This is a genomic window from Bradyrhizobium sp. Gha (genome assembly GCF_900113735.1).
GTDB lineage: Bacteria > Pseudomonadota > Alphaproteobacteria > Rhizobiales > Xanthobacteraceae > Bradyrhizobium.
Window position 1 is genome coordinate 25,423 of the sequence record NZ_FOQM01000010.1, and the last position, 19,248, is coordinate 44,670.

General features: G+C 64.2%; 24 protein-coding genes and 1 pseudogene. 14 read left to right on the forward strand and 11 right to left on the reverse strand.

Translation table 11 applies throughout. The features are described 5' to 3' along the window. The first annotated feature begins 51 nt into the window (after nt 1-51). Nucleotides 52-729 (forward strand): nitroreductase, encoded by a 678-nt coding sequence (locus BM222_RS14995; RefSeq protein ID WP_092229140.1) that lies wholly within the window; start codon nt 52-54, stop codon nt 727-729. Between the two features lie 134 nt (nt 730-863). Then, on the forward strand, nt 864-1,067 hold the full coding sequence (locus BM222_RS15000) for a hypothetical protein (protein ID WP_092229005.1): 204 nt from the start codon (nt 864-866) through the stop codon (nt 1,065-1,067). Between the two features lie 43 nt (nt 1,068-1,110). Here BM222_RS15000 and BM222_RS15005 read toward each other — a convergent pair whose 3' ends face one another. The 3 genes from BM222_RS15005 to BM222_RS15015 are packed head-to-tail and all read right to left on the reverse strand — an operon-like array spanning nt 1,111 to nt 3,706. Next, nucleotides 1,111-2,232 carry an HD-GYP domain-containing protein gene (locus BM222_RS15005; protein WP_092229006.1) on the reverse strand — a complete coding sequence of 374 codons (1,122 nt, stop codon included), beginning with the start codon at nt 2,230-2,232 and terminating at the stop codon, nt 1,111-1,113. A gap of 59 nt (nt 2,233-2,291) precedes the next feature. Next, on the reverse strand, nt 2,292-2,603 hold the full coding sequence (locus BM222_RS15010; RefSeq protein ID WP_092229007.1) for a PilZ domain-containing protein: 312 nt from the start codon (nt 2,601-2,603) through the stop codon (nt 2,292-2,294). Then, a complete protein-coding gene (locus BM222_RS15015; protein WP_092229008.1) occupies nt 2,600-3,706 on the reverse strand; it encodes a DUF2336 domain-containing protein in 1,107 nt (368 codons plus the stop codon). The genes BM222_RS15010 and BM222_RS15015 overlap by 4 nt, the downstream gene beginning before the upstream one ends. Nucleotides 3,707-4,005: 299 nt before the next feature. Here BM222_RS15015 and BM222_RS15020 point away from each other — a divergent pair, with 299 nt between their 5' ends. The 3 genes from BM222_RS15020 (at nt 4,006) to BM222_RS15030 (ending at nt 6,669) form a co-directional block, all read left to right on the forward strand. Further along, nucleotides 4,006-4,953: an AraC family transcriptional regulator gene (locus tag BM222_RS15020; protein WP_092229009.1), complete on the forward strand. Its 948-nt coding sequence runs from the start codon at nt 4,006-4,008 to the stop codon at nt 4,951-4,953. Between the two features lie 50 nt (nt 4,954-5,003). Continuing rightward, entirely contained in the window at nt 5,004-5,594 is a 591-nt protein-coding gene (locus BM222_RS15025) for an NADPH-dependent FMN reductase (protein ID WP_092229010.1), read from the forward strand. Nucleotides 5,595-5,655: 61 nt separating this feature from the next. Continuing rightward, nucleotides 5,656-6,669 (forward strand): acyltransferase family protein, encoded by a 1,014-nt coding sequence (locus BM222_RS15030; RefSeq protein ID WP_092229011.1) that lies wholly within the window; start codon nt 5,656-5,658, stop codon nt 6,667-6,669. A gap of 17 nt (nt 6,670-6,686) precedes the next feature. Here the strand turns inward: BM222_RS15030 and BM222_RS15035 are convergent, their stop codons facing one another. Both BM222_RS15035 and BM222_RS15040 read right to left on the reverse strand, forming a co-directional pair. Continuing rightward, complete coding sequence (locus BM222_RS15035) at nt 6,687-8,768, reverse strand: methyl-accepting chemotaxis protein (RefSeq protein ID WP_092229012.1); 2,082 nt, start codon at nt 8,766-8,768, stop codon at nt 6,687-6,689. 103 nt (nt 8,769-8,871) lie between these two features. Beyond that, nucleotides 8,872-9,308 (reverse strand): annotated as a pseudogene (locus BM222_RS15040) (DUF1810 domain-containing protein). Between the two features lie 189 nt (nt 9,309-9,497). On the opposite strand from BM222_RS15040, the gene BM222_RS15045 reads away from it, so the two are divergent. The 6 genes from BM222_RS15045 to BM222_RS15070 all read left to right on the forward strand — a co-directional run bounded on the left by BM222_RS15045 (nt 9,498) and on the right by BM222_RS15070 (nt 13,236). Beyond that, complete coding sequence (locus BM222_RS15045; RefSeq protein ID WP_244547143.1) at nt 9,498-10,454, forward strand: DUF2778 domain-containing protein; 957 nt, start codon at nt 9,498-9,500, stop codon at nt 10,452-10,454. Between the two features lie 81 nt (nt 10,455-10,535). Further along, nucleotides 10,536-10,793: a hypothetical protein gene (locus BM222_RS15050; protein WP_092229014.1), complete on the forward strand. Its 258-nt coding sequence runs from the start codon at nt 10,536-10,538 to the stop codon at nt 10,791-10,793. 250 nt (nt 10,794-11,043) lie between these two features. Further along, nucleotides 11,044-11,742 (forward strand): septum site-determining protein MinC, encoded by a 699-nt coding sequence (gene minC / locus BM222_RS15055; protein ID WP_092229015.1) that lies wholly within the window; start codon nt 11,044-11,046, stop codon nt 11,740-11,742. A 19-nt stretch (nt 11,743-11,761) separates the two neighbouring features. Next, entirely contained in the window at nt 11,762-12,577 is an 816-nt protein-coding gene (gene minD / locus BM222_RS15060; RefSeq protein ID WP_092229016.1) for a septum site-determining protein MinD, read from the forward strand. After that, complete coding sequence (gene minE / locus BM222_RS15065) at nt 12,574-12,855, forward strand: cell division topological specificity factor MinE (protein WP_008144923.1); 282 nt, start codon at nt 12,574-12,576, stop codon at nt 12,853-12,855. Before minD ends, minE begins: the two co-directional genes overlap by 4 nt. 195 nt (nt 12,856-13,050) lie before the next feature. Continuing rightward, a complete protein-coding gene (locus BM222_RS15070) occupies nt 13,051-13,236 on the forward strand; it encodes a hypothetical protein (RefSeq protein ID WP_092229017.1) in 186 nt (61 codons plus the stop codon). An 18-nt stretch (nt 13,237-13,254) separates the two neighbouring features. Here the strand turns inward: BM222_RS15070 and BM222_RS15075 are convergent, their stop codons facing one another. The 4 genes from BM222_RS15075 to BM222_RS15090 form a co-directional block, all read right to left on the reverse strand. After that, nucleotides 13,255-13,503 (reverse strand): hypothetical protein, encoded by a 249-nt coding sequence (locus BM222_RS15075; RefSeq protein ID WP_092229018.1) that lies wholly within the window; start codon nt 13,501-13,503, stop codon nt 13,255-13,257. Between the two features lie 104 nt (nt 13,504-13,607). Further along, nucleotides 13,608-13,997, reverse strand: a complete 390-nt coding sequence (locus BM222_RS15080; RefSeq protein ID WP_092229019.1) for a hypothetical protein — start codon at nt 13,995-13,997, stop codon at nt 13,608-13,610. Nucleotides 13,998-14,113: 116 nt separating this feature from the next. Then, nucleotides 14,114-14,344, reverse strand: a complete 231-nt coding sequence (locus BM222_RS15085) for a DUF6894 family protein (protein WP_092229020.1) — start codon at nt 14,342-14,344, stop codon at nt 14,114-14,116. A gap of 404 nt (nt 14,345-14,748) precedes the next feature. Then, nucleotides 14,749-15,759 carry a hypothetical protein gene (locus BM222_RS15090; RefSeq protein ID WP_092229021.1) on the reverse strand — a complete coding sequence of 337 codons (1,011 nt, stop codon included), beginning with the start codon at nt 15,757-15,759 and terminating at the stop codon, nt 14,749-14,751. Between the two features lie 305 nt (nt 15,760-16,064). On the opposite strand from BM222_RS15090, the gene BM222_RS15095 reads away from it, so the two are divergent. The 3 genes from BM222_RS15095 to BM222_RS41075 all read left to right on the forward strand — a co-directional run bounded on the left by BM222_RS15095 (nt 16,065) and on the right by BM222_RS41075 (nt 17,966). Beyond that, the gene (locus BM222_RS15095) at nt 16,065-16,682 is read left to right on the forward strand and encodes a L,D-transpeptidase (protein ID WP_177243242.1); all 618 of its coding nucleotides are present in this window, start codon (nt 16,065-16,067) and stop codon (nt 16,680-16,682) included. 112 nt (nt 16,683-16,794) lie between these two features. Next, entirely contained in the window at nt 16,795-17,784 is a 990-nt protein-coding gene (locus BM222_RS15100; RefSeq protein WP_092229023.1) for a hypothetical protein, read from the forward strand. 17 nt (nt 17,785-17,801) lie between these two features. Beyond that, a complete protein-coding gene (locus tag BM222_RS41075; protein WP_177243233.1) occupies nt 17,802-17,966 on the forward strand; it encodes a hypothetical protein in 165 nt (54 codons plus the stop codon). 142 nt (nt 17,967-18,108) lie between these two features. Here the strand turns inward: BM222_RS41075 and BM222_RS15105 are convergent, their stop codons facing one another. Together BM222_RS15105 and BM222_RS15110 are read right to left on the reverse strand one after the other, a co-directional pair. Beyond that, complete coding sequence (locus BM222_RS15105; protein WP_092229024.1) at nt 18,109-18,543, reverse strand: COG4315 family predicted lipoprotein; 435 nt, start codon at nt 18,541-18,543, stop codon at nt 18,109-18,111. 185 nt (nt 18,544-18,728) lie between these two features. Continuing rightward, nucleotides 18,729-19,187, reverse strand: coding sequence for a MarR family winged helix-turn-helix transcriptional regulator (locus BM222_RS15110; RefSeq protein WP_092229025.1), 459 nt, complete (start codon nt 19,185-19,187; stop codon nt 18,729-18,731). Nucleotides 19,188-19,248: the final 61 nt, after the last annotated feature.

A 19,248-nucleotide genomic window follows, 5' to 3' on the forward strand; every position in this document is an offset into this window, starting at 1 on the left:
GGCAACCGGTCGCCCTGCAGCGCGCCGGAAGAGGGCAGGGAGGTCTTTGAGGTGGAATTCGAAACGCTGGTCCAGTCGCGCCGCAGCGTGCGCGGTTTCAGGAACGAGCCGGTGCCGCGCGCCGTGGTCGAGGCGATCATCGAGAGTGCCAAGCGCGCACCATCGTCGATGAACACCCAGCCATGGCACGTCCATGTGCTCACCGGCGTGCCGCTCGAACAGGTGCGCCGCCGCAACATGGAAGAGATGCTTGGAGGTGCCAAGGTCAAGCGCGACATCGTCAGCCACGGCGAATACCAGGGCGTTCACCGAACGCGCCAGGTCGACATCGCCAAGAAATTGTTCGGCGCGATGGGAATCGCGCGCGAGGACAAGCCGATGCGGCAGGACTGGGTGCTGCGCGGCTTTCGCCAGTTCGACGCGCCGGTCTCGCTGGTGCTGACCTATGATCGCGTGCTCGATCCCGGCGCGGTCTGCCATTTCGATCTCGGCGCACTCTGCTATGGTATCGTGCTCGCGGCCTGGGACCGCGGTCTTGGCTCGGTGATCAACGGGCAGGGCATCATGCGCTCCGACATCGTGCGCGAGGTCGCAGGGATTCCTGAAGACGAGGTCATCATGACTTGCGTCGCGATGGGTTATCCCGACGACAACTTTGCCGCGAACGCCGTTCGTTCGGATCGCGAGAACAACGACGAGTTCGTGCGCTATGTCGGCTTCGCCGACTGAAGTGGAGAGGCCGGAGGAGGATATTTCCTCACGAAATTTTTCGTGCGGACTCGTTGCGGCCTCTTGCAATCCCTGGCGTGCAGGAGGAACAATACACGGACTGAAAGGTTTGTTGCTGGCGCGAGGGAATTGACATGCGGCGGCTAGCTAGCCTGGTTCGATGGTTCTTCGGCCCGCGCATGCGCGGCCCGATCGATGATGATCCCAGTCTTCCTTTTACTCCTGAAGAGTTCAGCAGGCTGGTCCGCAGTGGCCGGCGCGAGGATATGAAGCTGCTTGCCGAAGGACTGGCCTGCCGCTCGATTCCGCGCCGCATCAAATACCGGGCTACGCACTAAGCGGACCCCCGAAATCATTCCGGCCCGCTGGTTTGGCGCGCGCTCATCGCGAGAGTGCGACTGCTTTGAAAGCCCTCACCAGGGGCTTCTCCAGCTTCTCGGTCATCCCGCAGAGAACATGATAGGCCTCCGCGCGCGGCATCGTCGGCTTGTAATTCCTATGCTCGATCAGCGCGGCGAAGATATCCGAGATCGTGAGGATGCGCACGATGTCGTTGATGCTCTCGCCGGCCAGCGCATCGGGATAGCCGCTGCCGTCGAGATATTCGTGGTGGTGCCGGACGGCATCGAGAATCTCCGGCGAGATCCTGTCGTGTCCCTTCAGAAAATCGTAGCCGGCAACGGGATGCGTCTCGATCAATGCGCGCTCCTCCGGATCGAGGCGGCCGGCCTTGTCGAGGATAGCGAGCGGAATCTGGGCCTTGCCGATGTCATGGAACATGGCCGCCGCATAGAGGCGCTCCAGATCGGTTCGGCCGACGCCGAGGCTTAAGCCGAAGTCGATGGTGACGCCGGTCACCAGCAGGCAGTGCTGGTAGGTTCCCTCGTGATGGCGCCGTACCGTTGTGAGCCACTCCGACAGTCCATGCTGAGTGATGCGATCAGCGATCTTGCGGCCGGCCTCCTTGGTACCATCGACATCGAGCGGCTGGCCGAGGGTGACGGACGTGAACATCGATGCAATCGCCGTCGCGGCGGTCTCGACGGCGTTGTCGAGCTGCGTCGATCTGCTCGATGCAGGCGCTGCCGGCCCGGCTGGGTCACCCAGAGCGGCTAGCAGTGTGGTCTTGTTGAGCGGCCCGGGAAGGACGAGCGTTGCGCCGAGCGCGTAGGCTTGCGAGATGCAGACGTGGCAGGCATGCTCGACGAGGAAGATGCGCTTCGTCGCCTTTGCCAGTTTCGCCGCCCGCTTCTTGATGGCCGCGATGTTGTCGACGTCACGCAGTTCCGCGCGGATGACGACCGCGGACGGCACTTGCGACAGCTTGGCTCCCGCGTCGAGCCGTTCGCCCGCCACGGCGAATCGCGGCCCAAGCGCTGCGCAGATGCCCGATAATTTGTCGGAGGAATCGGCCAGCACGTGCACGAGGGGCCGCGCCGGTTGCGCCGTCTCGATGCTGTCGTCCCGCTTGATGGGGGCGGGGATGGTTCGCGCGTTCCGCACGGAAGACCTCGAAGATGGTGAAGACGAGCTGGCTCGACGATGCCTTGAGCCGATTTTGCCTATTTGCTCTGCGCGGCTGCGTTCGCCGATTTCTTTCTGCGATCCCCGTCGATGAAGTGTACGCCGGCCACGGTGCCGTCGATCCAGACCAGTTCGCAGCGCCGGTAGGCGAGCCCCGTCGACGACAGCACCATGAAAAATTCCTTGGCTTGCAGCACGTCGAGTGTACCCTCGACCTCGATCTTGGCGCCTGTTTGCGACACGTCGAGCAGGATGCAGCTGCGTCGCCAGGTGCCGTCCGAACCCATCAAATTGACGGGGTAGCGGTGGTCCATTTTCACGCGAGCATTCTTGCGGCCACTTAATTTCATCGTCTATTCCCCATTCTCGCGCAGCGATGTCCCGGATCGCTTTTGCTGGTGGTGGTTACGATTTCTCCCCAGCGCACCGTCCACTGGCTGGTCGACAACAGAAGCGTTTCGAAGATGTGCTGCGCGCGTTCGCGCTGGGCGAATGAGAGCCGCGCGCCGCTGCGGTTGCTCAGGATCGCAAGCGTGGTCGCCCAGTTCAGGCGCGAGGCGCGGCAGGCCATGACCAGTCCCTCGCAATCCTCGTCAATCATGACATGCTCAACGATCTCGATCGGTGCCCCTGAGAGCACCGACAAGGCGGTGAACAGATTGGCGGTCTCGCCGCGGATTGCGAAACGGTTGACCGTAGAATCGTTGAGCTTGCCGAGGCGGTTGAGCGCGACGATCTCGGGTCTTGCGCGCGCATACTCGTCCGGGCCGGGCAGCTTCTGAAGGGCGGGCGCGGCGCCCTGCGCAGAGCGGACGGACGATGCGGTGGGCCTGGCCGGCGCCGTCTTGCCTGGCGGGGAGCCGAGTAGCCTGCGCACGACCGGATCGGGTGTACCGGGGCGGAGCACCAGCGCTTTCGCAATCCCGCCGTCACGGTCGGACCGGGCGATCAGTGCGGCATAGGCCGCATCGGAGAATTTTGTTCCGGGGTTCTCGATCAGCGCAAGGCAGATCGGGGCGCCGCGCTTGATCAGCACCAAGGTCACGTCAGGCTCGATACAGTCGCGGGCTGCGATCGCGCGCTGCTGCCGCTCGCCGCAGGAGGCCGCGATCGCCGCCAGATCGGTCGTGGCGAGTACCTGCGATTTGAGCAGGACGGGACACGCCACGTCCGGGTTGTCGTGCATGGCAAGACGTCGCAACGTTTCGGGTGGGGCCACTGCAAGCGCGGCAAGCGCCGCACTGAGCTGGACCAGCGCGTCGGTCGCGACTCGCTCGATCAGGCGCAGCAAGACGCCGTCCGCCACAGCCGCGAGCAATTCCTGCGGCCGGTCCGGGGCCGCGATGAGGAGGTTGATGATGCCGGCGAGAATGCGCGCGCATCGCTCCGGCGGGCACGCTGCGACCGCGTCTTCCAATTCGACAAGAATACCGGCAGGCGAATTTGCCAACATGGCAGGGCCTGAACTGAAATAAAATTCGACGATCCAATACCCGTCATTGCGCCCGACAGACGTTAATTTGGAATTTCCACATCGCGCTGCCGGGGTATCACTGCACCCTTTGCCTCAGTGGAAACGCTATCGAAATTCGGCAGGGCACCAACGTTCGCTTGTTCTTTCGATTGAGCACTCGCCAACTGGTGAGCGGGCGAGGACGATTCTTTCGGTCCTGGCGGGGTATTCGAAGGAGAAAAACAGTCCGGTGTTGTGCCGGATGCGCGTCGCTTGGCGGCGCTGCTTTTCATTTTGTCATGACAAATATTGATGATGCGCCTGGCTTGGCGCCAAAGATATTTCGCTTTTCGGACGTCGATGAATTTCGAAATGGAATCCGTGGTCTGAACTACGAGTTCACGCCGTTCGTGCGAAGGATTTCCGCCGAGCAAATCATCCTGCGTCTGCCCGGCTGCGACGTGAACGTCACCCGCGCCTTTCCGCGCGCGGTCGATGCACAGCTGGTCGCTGATTGCACCGCGGTCGGATTCGCGATGGACGATCTCGACGTGCCAATTCGCTTCAACGGTGCGCAGCGAGATCGCTCCGTCATCGTCATGGGTGGTAGCGGTGCGGCCTACAACACCATCGAGGAGGTGCAACGGCAGATTGCATCGATCGTGTTCCGGCCCGAGGTGAAGGACCGCGGCTGGCCGGAAACAAGGTCGAGCTTCCAACTGTTCGAGACCAGCACCGTGGCCCTGCATCGGTTGCGGCGAACCGTGACGGCGGTCCTGGCGGCGGCATCCGAGCCGACCGCCCCCGCGGAAGTGTCGCTGAAGGCGACGGCCATGCGGGAATCCGTGATCGGCGCGGTGGACGCGGCGATCGCCGACATCGTTCCGGTGCGCTGGACGCAGTGGCCCAATGACGAGCGGAATTTCAGGATTTTCCAGGAGATCCGCGCGTTGCTGTCCGACGACCTGGCTCAACCCATCTACAGCGAGGAGGTCGCGCGCAAGCTCGGGCTGTCGGTTCGCACCATGCATAACGTGGTCCAGCGCTATCGTGGCATGAGCCTGCACCGCTATTTGCGCCTGCGCCGCCTGTGGTTGGTGCGTCAGCGGCTGCTCGCCGGCGCCGAGAGCGTGAAGGCCGTGGCACTGGCATACGGCTTCTGGCATCTGTCCGATTTCTCGCGAAGTTACCGCGACCAGTTCGGCGAGACGCCGTCGCAGACGCTTGAATTCGGGCGAAAACGATAGCGCGGCAAATCGTGGGGACCTGCCCGGCCATTTCGTGCTAGCCTGCCGCCATGAGCAACCGCATTCTCGTCCTCTACGGGTCCTACCGTTCCGACCGCATGGGCATCCGCCTTGCGAATTTCGTCATCGATCGCCTGCGCCAGCGTGGCGAGGAGGTCGAGTTCATCGACGCCAAGGCGATCGGCCTGCCGATGCTCGACCGCATGTACAAGGAATATCCCAAGGGGGCGGCGCCCGAGGCGCTGGAGAAGCTGGCGGGGCAGATCCGCGGCGCTGACGGCTTCGTCTTCGTCACAGGTGAATATAATTGGGGCATCCAGCCCGGCCTGAAGAACCTCACCGACCATTTTCTCGAAGAGTGGTTCTGGCGACCGGCAGCGATCGTGAGCTATTCCGCCGGGCGCCTGTCGGGCGCGCGCGCCTCGACGGCCTGGCACGGCATCCTGTCGGAGATGGGCATGGTGGTCGTCTCGAGCACCATCGGCGTGGGGCCAATCGCGCAAACGCTGTCCGCCGAGAGCGAGCCGATTGGCGAGGGCGGCAAGGCGCTGGAGCGCTCGTTCCCGCGCTTTGCCGACGATCTCACCTGGTGGATCGAAGCGGCGAAAGCGCAGCGCGCGCGCAAGGCGCCGCCGTATTAAGGCGCCTCGCTGTCCTGGGCGCTGTTGCCGTGATCGATCTGCTGGGTTAACCGTCAGCGCCATGGAAGCAGGTCGGAATCCAGCGTTTCTGCCGCGGCTTGAGGCCATACGTGGGTATGCGGCTATCTCGGTGCTCGCGTTCCACGCCTGCATGCAATCCTGGGATATGATCGCCACCGGAATGGCGCCGGTCGTCGTCTTCTTCGTGCTGAGCGGCTTCCTGCTCGCGCGATCGCTGGATCGCGATCCTGATCCGGTCACTTTCGTGCGTCACCGGCTATTCAGGCTGCTGCCGGCTGCAATCGCAACCGTGCTGTCGCTGACATTGGCCTATCAGAGTCTGGGTTTCTATACGGGCTTCCAGCCTTCTTTCGACCCGCTCAACGTCATCCTCAACGCGCTTCTCATCAAGAGCGACATCAACGGCGTGATGTGGTCCCTCACGGTGGAGTGTGTCGCGGTTCCGTTGATCCTCATATCCCACGCCGTGCTGAGGCGGCATGGAGCGACGCCGGTGTGGATCCTCGTCGGCATTCTCGTCGCAATCTCGTCCTGGGGCCCCTATGTCCACCTGCTGGGCGGATTCACCAATCTTGCGCCGCTCTATGCCTTCGTCGTCGGCCTGCTCCTGCAAGCGGGCGGGGCCACGCTGAGCAGGGCATCGCACTCGTCTCGGGCAACGCTTGTCGCCACCGCTGCGCTCATCGTGATGGTGATCGTCGCGGTTCGCAAGCAGACCGCAGTTACGATCGCATTCGAAACGCTGTGCGCATCCGTGCTGGTTTGTCTTGCGGCCTTCGGCCCCCGCAAGCTCGGCGTGCTGCGGCCCTTCGATGTCGATATCGCCCGGTTCTACGGGCAAATATCATACAGCTTCTATCTTTTGCACGTCATCGGACTTGGGATCGTGGGCCGTCTGCTGCCGTCCGAGCAGCTGCCATTCTTCCGCGCTGCGTCGCTGTTCCTGGGCGCGCTGTTGATCACGACACCCGCGGCCTGGCTGATGTGGCGCCTGGTCGAAATGCCCTTCATCAACCTGGGACGTAAACGCACGATGGCAAGGGCCGCCGCCTGAGATGACGCCGGCTCTTCTTACGCAGCCCTGACCTCGCCGAGGAAGCGGTCGAACTGGCCGGCGAGGTCGCGTGACTGCGTCGAGAGCTGCTCGGCGGCGCCGAGCACCTCTTGCGCCGCTGCACCGGTGTCGTCGGCAGCGCGCTGCACGCCTGAAATGTTGGCGTTGACTTCCTGCGTGCCGCGGGCGGCTTCCTGGACGCTGCGCGCGATCTCCTTGGTCGCCGAGCCCTGTTCCTCGATCGCGGCGGCAATTGCGGTGCCGATCTGGTCGATCTCGGCGATGACGTCGGCGACGTTGCGGATGGCAGTCACGGTCTCGTCGCTCGCGGCCTGGATCGCCGAAATCTGCTCGGAGATCTCGGTGGTGGCCTTGGCGGTCTGGCCGGCCAGCGATTTCACTTCGGAGGCGACCACGGCAAAGCCGCGGCCGGCGTCGCCGGCACGGGCGGCTTCGATGGTGGCGTTGAGCGCCAGCAGATTGGTCTGCTCGGCAATGCTCTGGATCAGCGTGACGACGTCGCCGATCCTCTGCGCGCCATCGGCGAGGGCGCGCGCGGTGTCGCCGGTGCGGCGGGCGTTGTCGACGGCGCGGGCCGCGATCTCGGTCGATTGCGCGACCTGGCGGCCGATCTCGGCGATGGAGGAGGTCAGCTCTTCGGTCGCGCTCGCGACCGTCTGCACGTTGGTCGAGGTCTGCTCGGAGGCGGCGGCCACGACCGCGGCCTGGCTGTTGGTCTGGGCTGCCGTCGAGGTCATCGACTGCGCGGTGCTCTCCATGGTCGAGGACGCCTGCGACAGGCCGCCGACGAGCTCGGTGACCTTGGTCTCGAAGGCGCGGGTCAATTCGTCGAGCGCCTGGGCGCGGCGCATCTTGCCGTCGTTCTCGGCCTGCTTTTCGGCTGCGAGCCGCTCGGCTCGGATCATACCGTCCTTGAAGACCTGGACGGCTGCCGCCATCGCCCCGATCTCGTCGGAGCGCTCGGCGCCGGGGATCTCTTCGGTGACGTCGCCGTCGGCAAGTCGTGACATCCGCGTCGTCAGGCTGACGATCGGGGCGCAGACACGGCGGCGGACCACGACGATCAGGCCGGCGCTGGCGATCAGCACGGCGAGCAGGCCGACCAGTGCGATCGCGAAGCTGGTGCGCGCGGCGGCGGACGCGCCGGCGAGGATCTGCTCGGCATTGTCGTAGAAGGCGTCGCGGACGCCGATGATCGCGCCGAGACCAACTTGCGATGCCGCGTAGTAGGTCGCGACGTCGTGTTCGTATTTGCCGCTCGCCGCACCGTCCTTGACGAGCTTCTGCTCGCGGCCGAAAGCCTCGACATAGTCCGAGTTCATCGTCTCGAGCGCGGAGGCGACATTGGTGGGCGTCGCTGGATTGCCGCGCAGCTCCTGCAGCGACATCACGATCTGGTCGTTGCGCCCCTGTGAACGCGCGATGTCGAGCTTCTCGACCTCGGTCGCCACCTTCTTCGAACCGACGAGGTTCTTGTGCAGGCTGGCGTTGAGGCCGCCGATGTCGCGCAGCGTCATGGCGATATTGGCGTAGCTGGCCTGCCGGTAGGCGTCGCCGTTCAGGATTGCCATGCGGCGGACCTGCTCGTCGAGCAGCGCGGTGACGCCGCTATTGAGCACGGCGTTGTCGGCGACGATCTTCTTGGCCGCGTCCTTGCGGGCATCGGCCGGTCCAGCGATCGCCTTGTCCACGGCCTCACGCAGCGCGGTGAACTTCGCATTCAGCGCATCGATCTTGCTGCCGGTGGCGGTGCCGTCGTCGAACGGGCCGGGCAGCTCCTTGCGCAGCACGTTCATCCTGTCGCGCGCACCGTCGGTCTGCTTGCGCAGCTTGTCATGCTCGGCAAGCAGTGCGGGGTCGATGGTCGCCGGCCCGTAGAGGATGTTGGTGGCGAAGCCCCGCTCGGGGTTGAGATAGCGCGGGATGTCGCTGACGGCGCGGACGATCGCGAGCCGGCCCTGCGCCTCGGTGATCCTTTCCATCGTCTGGTATTTCGTCACGGCAACATAGACCGCGAGGCCGCCGCCAACGGTCGAGAGCGAGACGATGGCGGTGGTCAGCAGCGTACCGATTTTCATGATCTGTCCGGCAATGGGCGCAGGTGGAGAAAGAAATTCTCCAAAAAATAAGGGCGGCATATTAATCGCCGGTTTACGCTGCCCGCCCGGATGGCGGACGCAGCTAGGCTTTTCGCTCGAGCCTATCCAGAATCCCCAGCGTTGCATCGTCGCGCTGGCCGGCGAAATATTTGGCGAGCGCCTCGTCGAAAATGGGCTCGTCGGACACCGCGCCGAACAGCGTCATCGACGAACGGAATTTGGCATCGTCGGGCGCGCCGAGGATTGCGTTGATTGTTCGTCCCTCGACCGCGAGGACGAGGCGCGTGCAGTCGACGAGACGCGGGCCGAGCAGGGGATGGGCAAGGTAGGATTCGGCTTCCGCGCGCGAGCCGATAGCGTAGCGTTGGGACATGGCGCTGAATCCGAGGCCAGCGATCTGGGGAAGATGAACCACATCCAGTGGCTTTGCTTCCGGCCCTGGCCCAGCTCCCCCTGCACGGCACGAAAAATCGGGTCTTGTGCCCTGACAAAGCGCTCTAGATCGAAGGAATCGGTCACGGGATACCTCCAGAGAGTTTGCCGGCCGCGATTATGCCTAACTTTTGGCTCCCAATGTGGTAGCTGGTATAGAATCTCCGGGTGGGGGTTGGGTCCCCCGGGGGTCGATTTGGGGATCTGATGGTTTCCGACCGCGCAAGCGCCGAGAGGCTGTTGTCGCGCCGCCGTGTTGGGCGCGCCGAGACAATATTGCTGTCGATGGGTGCCATCGCGCTGGCGCTCGGCGCCGCCGCGTGGGTCGCGGACATTGGCGATTCCACCCCGCTGGTCACAGCTGCATTGCCGCCGGCCATTTCCCCGTCGTTCGACGATCGTTTCGCGTCGCTGTCCGCCAACCCGCCCGCGCGCGAGCTCGGGCTGCGGACGATGGAGCGCTCCGCCCTGAATGCGGTCCAGCTCAAGCTGCGCGATGCCAAGGCGATGCTCGCCCAGAAGCTTCAGGGCGACGACTGGCGTTCGATACTGGCCGAGAACGACCAGCAGCCTGCGACCGAAGAACCGACCAGGCCCTCGCAACGCGCCGACGCCGTCCCGATGCCGCGCTCGCGGCCCGTGCAGGCGGACTTCTCCGCCCAGATCGCCTCGAGCCAGGCCTATGCCGACACCAATCCCAAGGTCGATAACCGCAACTTCTTCGAAAAATTCACCGACAAGATCAGGCTGGCTTCGCTGACGCCAGATAGCGGCCTGTTCGGCAAGGCGCCGGATCTTGCCGCGCTCGGCTACGATTCGCGGACGGCGGTCTATGACATCAAGGCCAAGGCGCTCTATTTGCCGAGCGGCGTCACGATCGAGGCCCATTCGGGCATGGGCGCGCTGATGGACGATCCCGATCATGTCGACCAGCGCATGGTCGGTGCCACTCCGCCGGCGACCTACGATCTCAAGCCGCGCGAAAAACTGTTCCACGGCGTTCGGGCGCTCCGGATGACACCGACTGACGGTACCAGCGCGCTCGGTCGCGTCGGCCTGCTCACCCACACCTACATGCTCGGGCCGCGTGGCGATTCCAACGGCTGCGTCTCGATCAAGGACTATGATCGCTTCCTCAAGGCTTACGACAATGGCGAGTTCAATCGTCTGGTCGTGGTGCCGAGCCTGAGCGGATCGAAGACCGCTTCGCAGCGCGCCAGCACCGATTCCTGATAGTCGATGTCTGACCCCTAGCCTGCTGCGGCGGGGCTGCCGTTTTCCCTTCGTTAAGCCGTTGTCCTTCAGAAGCAGCCCATGAGTGACCCATCAAGCTCCGAGACCCCGCTGCGCACGACGTTCAAGATCAAGCTGAACGGTGACACCCTGGCGATTGCGACCGTTGGCCAGGCCTATCAATTCCTCACCAACTTCAAATCGGTCGAGTGGATGGAATTTCGCTCGCTGCATGACGATGCCGTCCATGCGCTGGAAGGCGCTGCCAGCAATGCCATGCTTGCGGTTCAGGCGACCAACGCGGTACGCGCGCTGTTCGTGAGCGCGAAGCTGCTCTAGGCGGGCACCAGCGACTCTCGATGCCTCGGGCCATGCCGTCTCATCGTCGTGGAAGTCCTGGCTGCCGATGCGGATGAAGCCGGGATCGACGCAAGCAAAATTGGCGGCATCGCTGGTCAGGCCGCTGCCCTTGTAGGACGCGCCTGAGCGCGATGATCCGAACCACGTAACCCGGCGGAAAAATTAACCGGGCATTAACCATATCGGTCGCATCGTTAACCATTCAATAACGGGGAACGAGTCGGCCGCCATGGAGGCCCTAGCAAAACCTCAACGCCAGATGGTGCGCCTCCGCGGGCGCTCCTACGTGGCCTTCGTGTTCGTCCCGACCGTTCCGATCCAGGACTGGCTGCTGGAGATCGACGCCACCATTGCGCGCTCGCCGGGCTTCTTCGCCGGCAGGCCCGTGGTCATCGACCTGTCCTCGGTCGATCTCAGCCAGTCCGGCATCAATCATCTGCTGACCAGCCTCGGGGATCGCAACATTCGCGTTCTCGGTATCGAGGGTGTGGAGGAGGCGCGGCTGACGCCGTCGATGCCGCCACTGCTCTCGGGTGGGCGCAGTTGCGTGATCGAGCCGACCGTGCCGAAGAAGGCTGAGGCGAAAGCCGAGACCAAGCCGACCTCGCTGCTGCTCGACAGCCCGGTGCGCTCCGGCCAGACCATCATCTTCCCTGAAGGCGACGTCACCATTCTCGGCTCGGTCGGGTCCGGGGCGGAGGTCGTCGCCGGCGGCTCCATCCACATCTATGGCGCACTCCGCGGTCGCGCCATGGCAGGCGTGAACGGTCACGCGAGCGCGCGCATCTATTGTCAGAAGATCGAAGCCGAACTGCTTGCAATCGATGGATTTTATCAGACTGCCGACGATATCGACGAAGCCCTGCGTGGCCGGCCTGCGCAGGCCTGGCTCGAAGGCAGCACCATGCGAATTACTGCGCTGAACTGACCAGAAGGAGATATTTGAGATGGCCAAGGTACTGGTCGTAACATCAGGAAAGGGCGGCGTCGGCAAGACCACGACGACTGCCGCGCTGGGCGCTGCGCTGGCGCAACGCGGCGACAAGGTCGTCGTCGTGGATTTCGACGTCGGCTTGCGCAACCTCGACCTCGTGATGGGCGCCGAACGCCGCGTGGTGTTCGATCTCATCAACGTGGTGCAGGGCGTGGCCAAGCTGCCGCAGGCGCTGATCCGCGACAAGCGGCTGGAGAATCTGTGGCTGCTGCCGGCCTCGCAAACCCGCGACAAGGACGCGCTGACGGAAGAGGGCGTGGGCAAGGTCATCGCCGACCTGCGCAGCAGGTTCGACTGGGTGATCTGCGACAGCCCGGCCGGCATCGAGCGCGGTGCCTCCATGGCAATGCGCTTTGCGGACGAGGCGGTGATCGTCACCAATCCGGAAGTGTCCTCGGTGCGCGACTCCGACCGCATCATCGGCATGCTCGATTCCAAGACCGTGCGGGCCGAAAAGGGCGAGCGGGTCGCAAAGCACATTCTCATCACCCGCTACGATCCCTCGCGCGCCGCGCGCGGCGAGATGCTGACCATCGACGACATCCTGGAGATCCTCGCAACGCCCTTGCTCGGCATCATCCCCGAGAGCCAGGACGTGCTGAAGGCCTCCAATGTCGGCACGCCGGTGACGCTGTCGAACGCGGATGGCGCGCCGGCGCGGGCCTATATCGACGCCGCGCGGCGGCTGTGCGGCGACACCGTGCCGATGCAGGTGCCGACCGAGCGCAAGGGCTTCATGGATCGCCTGCTGCGACGGAGGGCTGCATGAGCATGGGTCTGCTCCGGCTTCTTCGCGGCAACAAGGCCTCCGCACCCGTCGCTCGCGAACGGTTGCAGATCCTGTTGGCCCATGAACGCGGCATGCGCGGCCAGCCCGATCTGCTCGGCGTGCTGCGTGAGGAAATTCTCGCCGTGGTGTCCAGGCACGTGACGCTGGATCCAACCAAGGTGATCGTGCGGCTCGAGCGCGGTGACGAGGTCTCGACGCTCGAGGTGGACATCGAGGTGCCCAACGATTTCGAGCGCAAGAAAGCCGCGGTCGCGTAGGGGACGCGGCCGCGGATTTGGGGTGGGTGAAGAGGCGGTCCGCCGGGCATGGCGGGCCGCCTTCATCGTTTGGGCGATTCAAGATCCCAGGCGGGACGATGTGATCGGCGAGGTGCGGAACGGGAGCTGCCATGAAATCGTTGTGGGTATCCGCGGGGCCGAGGCTCCGCGGTTTCGTCAGACGGGAGAGCGCCCATGATGTCCGAGCTCCAGGTTCACACCGTCGCCCGGCAGATGCTGGAACAACATGGTTTTGCCGCGATCGCCAAGGCTGCCGAACAGGCCCAGGCCTGCGAAGGGCGCGGCGACGCCGATGAAGCCAAGGAATGGCGTCACATCGCGGACGCCATGAAGATCATGCGCGGACCGGCCCAAAGTTAGGCGCGGTCGCCGCCCGGTTTAGCGCTCGCCCTGATCGGTGCCTGCCGTAGCTGGCTTGTGCTGCGTCTGCGACTGCGCGCGCTCGCCGGTCTCCTTGCAGGGAAGCTGCTCCCAGGATCCGTCGGCGGCCTGCTGGTAGGCGCTGCAGGACGACGAGGCCGCCTTGTCCTCGCCCTTCTGGGCATTGACATTCTTCGCCAGCGCTGGCGCCGCCAGCACGGCGCTCGCCGTGAGCGCGCCGGCGAAGACGAGATGAGTGATCCGCATGGGGTTCTCCCGTTTGAAAACGCCCCGCATGCTGGCCAGGAATGTGACGATTATGGGCCGGGACGGCGGTTCCGTCGCGGCGTGCTTAACGGCGGGAAAAGTGCCTAGCCCTTGCTGCGGATCAGGCCGGCGAGGCTGGCCTTCTGCTTCTCGCACCAATTGCTCATGCCGAGCCGGCGCTGGTCGAGATCGGTCATCTGGGTTGCCACGGCCACCTCGGCCATGAGGTCGTCGGGCTGCTTCTCGCCCATCTTGCCGCCGGTGTGCATCCAGGCAATCGCCTTGCGCACCTGCTCGGTGGTGCCGTCGGGGAGCTGCATCTGGTACGCCTTCTGCACCAGATCCTGGTAAGCGACGTCCGTGTTCGGACATTCGACCTTGGCGGCAAAGGCCTGCAGGACCATCGTCACATAGCTCGAGCGCGCGTGGTCATCAGCCGCCTGGGCGGGAGCTGCGATCAGCAACAGGCCTGCCATCAGCAAGAGGTAGCGCATCCCCGGGTCCTCCTCTTTTTTGGGGAGGCTAGCGTCCGGGGGGCCGCTCCGCAATGGCCGCGGGGGCCTGATGTCGCGGACGAACTGGTTCGCGCCGCCGATGCGCCAAGCGCGTCCTACCGCTGCCAGGAAGGAACGGGATCGAGCGGCGTGCGATAGACCTCGTTGTGATCGCGGTCGGTGACCCGCACCGCGCAACCCGTCCGCTGCAGCTCAGGCTTCACCTGCGACAGCTCGCTGGCCAATTGCACGGCGCGATCGGAGGCGACCTCGATGTCTTCGAGAATGATCCCGCCCTGGTTCTTGAACTCTTCACCAACCACGAGATCGAAGGAGTAATAGGGCATTCGAATTCTCCGGTGTGACGACCGAAATTCTCAATGAAGCCTTCCATGTTCTCAATGAAGCCTTCCATGGAAGTCTTCGAAACATGCTGGATCATAACACTGAGTCGACATCTAGCCGATGAGCATACCGGGCAATCTCTGCGTTTATGGCGCAGAAATCATGTGCAGTGTTCGCGTGCATTAAGATTTAATTAAATATATCGGCGTGATCATAAGCCATGGAATTGCAGCAGAACCGGGCTCCGGGAACCGGCAGCTGCAAGAGAAGGCCGGCGGCATAGATCCCGACGGCCTTTTCTCTTGGCGCAAGCAACACAGCACCGTAGTTGCACGGACTCACATCATCATATCGAGCCGGACAGCTTGTGCTTTCGTCAGCGTGACGCGAGTCCCCCGATGCAGCTCTAGTGCACCGGCATGGGCGGACGCACCACAGGTCCGTCATCATCGGCGACCGCTTGCGTCGTGATCGGCGGCGGCGTCGCAATGGCCTGTGATGGCGGCGGCGCCGAAGGCGCCAGCGGCGGGGGCGCATAAGACGGCATATAGGTGTGCGACACGACCGGCTTCGGCTTGCGAACCGGTGGCGCCGCAGCGCGCGGCGGAATGGCAGGCACGCGCGCGGCCGGATTGGCCGGTGGTCGCGCCTCAGCAACCGGCTTTGGGGCCGGCTTCGTCATCTCGCGGGCCATCTGCTCCTGACCGGCCTTCAGTTCGGCGATGTTGGCCTTGAGCTGCTCGATCTGCTGCGCCATCGCAGCCATGTCGCGCGTCATCGCTTCGACCGATGGCGCGGTATCGGGCTGTGTTGCTGCAGCTGCGGGCGCGGCAGCGACAGTCTCTGCTGTAGGCGCCGGCGCAGACTGATCGGCAGGTCGATCCTGGGCGGCGGGCGGCGTGGCTTCCGCGGCTGCAACCGTTGCTGTCGGCGATCTCGATGGCAGCAGCGATGCCAGGGACGGTTTCCATTCGGCGAGCAGCTGCGTCGCGGTATCGCCATGCCTCTCCCAGGCGATGGCAGCGGCCGCGCTGCCGCCTGCAAACAGGAACGTGACCAGCGCACCGCGCAACCATTTGCCGCCGGCCGATCGCCTCGGTCGGCCGTGACCGTCATACGCGGTCATGCGTACGGCTGTGTCGACCGAGGGCGCCGCCGCTTGTGGCTCCGGCGCCGGCGTCATCTTCGGCTCAAGATTGATTCTGGGCTCCGGCGTGAACTTCGGATCTATCTTTAGATCTACCTTGGGCTCATGACGGGCCGTGAACTCGGGTGCAAGCGTCGGCACAGCGCTGCTCGCGCGCGAGGCCAGCACCATGTCGGGCGAAATCTGCACGGCATCGTGTGGATCGTTGTCCTTGATCGTGTCCTTCACGATTTCATCGACAATTTCGCGGCTGTTCAACGTCGCGAGCATCGCAGCTCCTTTGACCCCTTGGTCGTTCGCATTGGCGCGAGCCGATCTGTTGTGTGAGCTCATCCCGAGCCCGTGGCGCCACGAGTCCAGCCGCGTTTGACCAAAGCAAGGCGAGGCGATGGAGACACTGGGGCCGTCTTCCGCCAGATGTGGTGAGGGAACCAGCCTTGCCGAACACGGGTACGTGTTCCGCACTGCCTTGTTTTCAGCACGATTTAGGCAGCATCTCTGCGACTGCTGGGGGCTGCTATCCGCTATGGGGGCCGGCGGTGCCAAGATTCTCGATCGCTATTCCCGCTGTTGCCATGCTTGCGCTCGGTGGATGCATGCAGGCGACGCTGTCGCCGTCGACCGACGCGAGCATGACGCCGCGAGACCGGCAATTGCTGGCGCATGTGCCTTACGCCCAGGCGAACGTGCCCGAGCAATATCTCCGTCACATCGTCGATTATCCGCGCAAGGAATTGCCGGGTACCATCCTCGTCGATACCGATGCTCGCTATCTCTACTACGTTCTGCCCGACGGCAAGGCGATCCGCTACGGGGTCGCGGTCGGCGAGGAGGCGATGGCGTTCTCGGGCGTCGCGCGCGTCGGCCGCTTGGCGGAGTGGCCGGATTGGGTGCCGACCCCGGAAATCCAGGCGCGGCTCGGGCCATATCCGGCGCGCGTTGCCGGCGGCCCCGCCAATCCGCTGGGCGCGCGTGGCATCTATCTCTATGTCGGCAACAAGGACACGCTCTATCGCATCCACGGCACCAACCAGCCCGAATATATCGGCCAGGCGATTTCGTCCGGTTGCATCCGAATGCGCAACGAGGACGTGATCGACCTGTTCGATCGGGTAAAGCTCAACGCGACCGTCGTGGTGCTGCCACCAGGACAAAACGCGCAGATCGAGTCGGGGCCCAGCTGGCGCGGGTGAGCATGCGTGGGGCAATGGCGGGCTGCTGGTAATTTTACGCACAATTTAGGCATTGTCTTGCGCGGACCGTAACGCTTCGCCTCTAGCGTGCAGCGAGCAGGGGGTTGCTCGCATGTATCTCGTCAAGACTTCGCCGCGCGCGCTGTTCGCTGCGCTGATTCCGCTGGCCATCGTCGAAGCCGTTCTGATGGTCTTCGCCATCGCGGGCGGCCAGGTCGTCTCCGATCCCGAAGGCGTGCCGGCCCCGGACCTGATCCTGACGCTCTATGGCGGCCGCATGGCCATCAACGCGGCTTTCCTGTTCGCCGGGCACATCGTGCTGCGGCAGTGGACGATGTCGAGCCGGTTCGCGTATGCGCTGATGGGCGGTGTCATGGCAGCAGCAAGTTACGGCATCGCGATCCGCAACCACATCCAGCTTGCTGCGCCCGGCGACGGCACGGTGGTCACGTTCGGCTTGCTGCCGACGATTGCGGGGATGATCGGCGGATTCCTCTATAGCCAGTTCGCCGGCCTGAGCCCGGTTGCGCGCGCAGCCGGCCCGTCTCCAGCGGCCAATCCAGCAGAAACACCGCCGCCGTTGGTGTTCGACGGACCGGTCCGCGTGCGCACCTCGGTGGCGGGCGTCGCGATCGCGGCGCTGATGCCGGCGGTGCTCGCGACGCTGCTGCCTTACACCTTGTTGCCGCTGTTGATGAACGGCTTTGCCGACAAGAGCACCGCGCACATTTTCGCAGCGGTGATCCCGGCGCAGACTTTCCTGGTGATGCTGGTGATCTCGGTCATTCCTGCAACCATCTTCATGCTTTGCTTACACCACGTCGCCCGCGCAATGGGGCGCCGTAGCGCGTGGGAATATGCGGCGATCGGGGGCGCTGCGGCGTTCGCCTGCGCGCTGCTGCTCGCGTTCATGGCGCCGCTCCTCGCCGTGCTGACGGTTCCCGCCGCATTCTGCGGCGCCGTCATGGGCGCGCTCTATCGCCGCTTCGCTGGCCTCGAGCCGGTGCCGCTGCCCGAACCCGTCATCGCAACCGATCCCGAAGCACTGGTCGGCGCCGATCATCCGTCGCGGCACCAGCACGGCGTCATCCTCAGCAACTGAACACATGGAATGGACAGATGAAAAGCATCGCAGCGCTCGGCGCGGGCATGGTGGTGGCGGCAATCGCTGCGCTCTGGTTTGCGACGGGGCCGGTGGTGGTGACGGCAGAAGTCAGGCCGCTGAAGGTGAATCCTGATTTGCCGGTGTTCAAGCCAGTTCCGTCAAGATTGGACGGCAAGTGAGCCGGAGCAGCTGACTGCTGTTGAGCTGCCAAAGGTGAATTGCTTCACAGCCGCCGCGCACCGGGTCGCGCTATGTCTCGATGGCTCGTTGCCATTGGAGGCATCATCCGTCGAGCGGCGATGGTCGCGCGCCATTCGCGCCCTAATTGTCGGGCTGAGCGATCCGCCATTGCAGCGTCGTGGCGTTGCCGTTGGCATCACCCGGCGCCTTGTCGGCCGACGAGGTGTAGAGCGGACGATAGCGATACGCCCACATCTTGCTGCCGTCGTCGCGGTTGATCACGGTGAAGTCGCCGATGGCTTTGGCTTCGGCTGTGGCGGCGAGCGGCACCCAGCTTTCGGTGCACTTGCCGTTGCAGGTCGACGTCTTGCCGGTGGTGTCACGCTCGTAATAATAAAGCGTCATCCCGCGGGGATCGACGAGCTTGGGACCCTGCTTGGTCAGGACCACCTTCGCCGGCGCCGTGGTGGCCTCCGGTTTCGGCGCAGGAGCGGCTTCGCCGCCGCCATGGCCATTCGCGAGCGCATGGCCGGCAGACAGCGCGATGATTGTGGCTGCAATGACGAACCTGAGCATCTCCAACTCCAAGCCGGCAAAGTTAATCGTGTGTTAAGCGCAGAATTGAGGACGACCGTAGCAGCTGAAGGTTAGTTCCTGGTTTCGAAAGCGCTGCGACAAATACGTACGAAAATACGGGGTACGGCCTACTATTTGACGCGTTGTCTTGACGCGGACCGGCATCCACTTCGGCCCAAATCAACTTACATCTCGCGCAAGGGCGCGCGGCTGAGCTCGTTGCCCGCGGCGATGGCCTTGTGCAAGAGCCGCATCAGCTCTTCGGCTTCCTTGGCACTGAGGCCGCGCAGCATGATCTGTTGGGCGGATTCGACGGCCGGTGTGATCCTGCGCAGCGTGCGGCGGCCCTCGTCAGTGATCTCGAGCTCGCGGGCGCGTCGGTCGCGGCGCGAGGCGCGGCGCTCAGCGAGGCCTTTTTGCACCAGGCGATCCACCACGCCGGTGATGGTCGTGCGGTCATAGGCGATCAATCCTGCGAGCGTGACCTGGTCCAGCCCTGGATTGGCCTTGATGGTCGCGAGCGCCGCGTACTGCACCGGCGTGAGGTCGAAGCCGGCCTGGCCAACCTCGGCCAGGAACACCGCGACGGCGATCTGTTGGAATCGGCGCGCCAGATGTCCCGGCATGTCGCTGTTGTCTTTCACCAAAATCTCCTTGGGGCGGGGCGCGGTGCACGAACATTGACAAGTATGCTGATAGTCAGCA

What these genes read in the sequence shown, in the direction of transcription:
- BM222_RS15085 (WP_092229020.1), bottom strand. Translation starts at nt 14,344, where the DNA reads ATGCCCTATTACTCCTTCGATCTCGTGGTTGGTGAAGAGTTCAAGAAC.
- BM222_RS15095 (WP_177243242.1), top strand. Translation starts at nt 16,065, where the DNA reads ATGCTTGCGCTCGGTGGATGCATGCAGGCGACGCTGTCGCCGTCGACC.
- BM222_RS15030 (WP_092229011.1), top strand. Translation starts at nt 5,656, where the DNA reads ATGGAAGCAGGTCGGAATCCAGCGTTTCTGCCGCGGCTTGAGGCCATA.
- minD (WP_092229016.1), top strand. Translation starts at nt 11,762, where the DNA reads ATGGCCAAGGTACTGGTCGTAACATCAGGAAAGGGCGGCGTCGGCAAG.
- minE (WP_008144923.1), top strand. Translation starts at nt 12,574, where the DNA reads ATGAGCATGGGTCTGCTCCGGCTTCTTCGCGGCAACAAGGCCTCCGCA.
- BM222_RS41075 (WP_177243233.1), top strand. Translation starts at nt 17,802, where the DNA reads ATGAAAAGCATCGCAGCGCTCGGCGCGGGCATGGTGGTGGCGGCAATC.
- BM222_RS15050 (WP_092229014.1), top strand. Translation starts at nt 10,536, where the DNA reads ATGAGTGACCCATCAAGCTCCGAGACCCCGCTGCGCACGACGTTCAAG.
- BM222_RS15090 (WP_092229021.1), bottom strand. Translation starts at nt 15,759, where the DNA reads ATGCTCGCGACGTTGAACAGCCGCGAAATTGTCGATGAAATCGTGAAG.
- BM222_RS15100 (WP_092229023.1), top strand. Translation starts at nt 16,795, where the DNA reads ATGTATCTCGTCAAGACTTCGCCGCGCGCGCTGTTCGCTGCGCTGATT.
- BM222_RS15025 (WP_092229010.1), top strand. Translation starts at nt 5,004, where the DNA reads ATGAGCAACCGCATTCTCGTCCTCTACGGGTCCTACCGTTCCGACCGC.
- BM222_RS15080 (WP_092229019.1), bottom strand. Translation starts at nt 13,997, where the DNA reads ATGCGCTACCTCTTGCTGATGGCAGGCCTGTTGCTGATCGCAGCTCCC.
- minC (WP_092229015.1), top strand. Translation starts at nt 11,044, where the DNA reads ATGGAGGCCCTAGCAAAACCTCAACGCCAGATGGTGCGCCTCCGCGGG.
- BM222_RS15020 (WP_092229009.1), top strand. Translation starts at nt 4,006, where the DNA reads ATGACAAATATTGATGATGCGCCTGGCTTGGCGCCAAAGATATTTCGC.
- BM222_RS15070 (WP_092229017.1), top strand. Translation starts at nt 13,051, where the DNA reads ATGATGTCCGAGCTCCAGGTTCACACCGTCGCCCGGCAGATGCTGGAA.
- BM222_RS15075 (WP_092229018.1), bottom strand. Translation starts at nt 13,503, where the DNA reads ATGCGGATCACTCATCTCGTCTTCGCCGGCGCGCTCACGGCGAGCGCC.
- BM222_RS15000 (WP_092229005.1), top strand. Translation starts at nt 864, where the DNA reads ATGCGGCGGCTAGCTAGCCTGGTTCGATGGTTCTTCGGCCCGCGCATG.
- BM222_RS15015 (WP_092229008.1), bottom strand. Translation starts at nt 3,706, where the DNA reads ATGTTGGCAAATTCGCCTGCCGGTATTCTTGTCGAATTGGAAGACGCG.
- BM222_RS15010 (WP_092229007.1), bottom strand. Translation starts at nt 2,603, where the DNA reads ATGAAATTAAGTGGCCGCAAGAATGCTCGCGTGAAAATGGACCACCGC.
- BM222_RS15035 (WP_092229012.1), bottom strand. Translation starts at nt 8,768, where the DNA reads ATGAAAATCGGTACGCTGCTGACCACCGCCATCGTCTCGCTCTCGACC.
- BM222_RS15105 (WP_092229024.1), bottom strand. Translation starts at nt 18,543, where the DNA reads ATGCTCAGGTTCGTCATTGCAGCCACAATCATCGCGCTGTCTGCCGGC.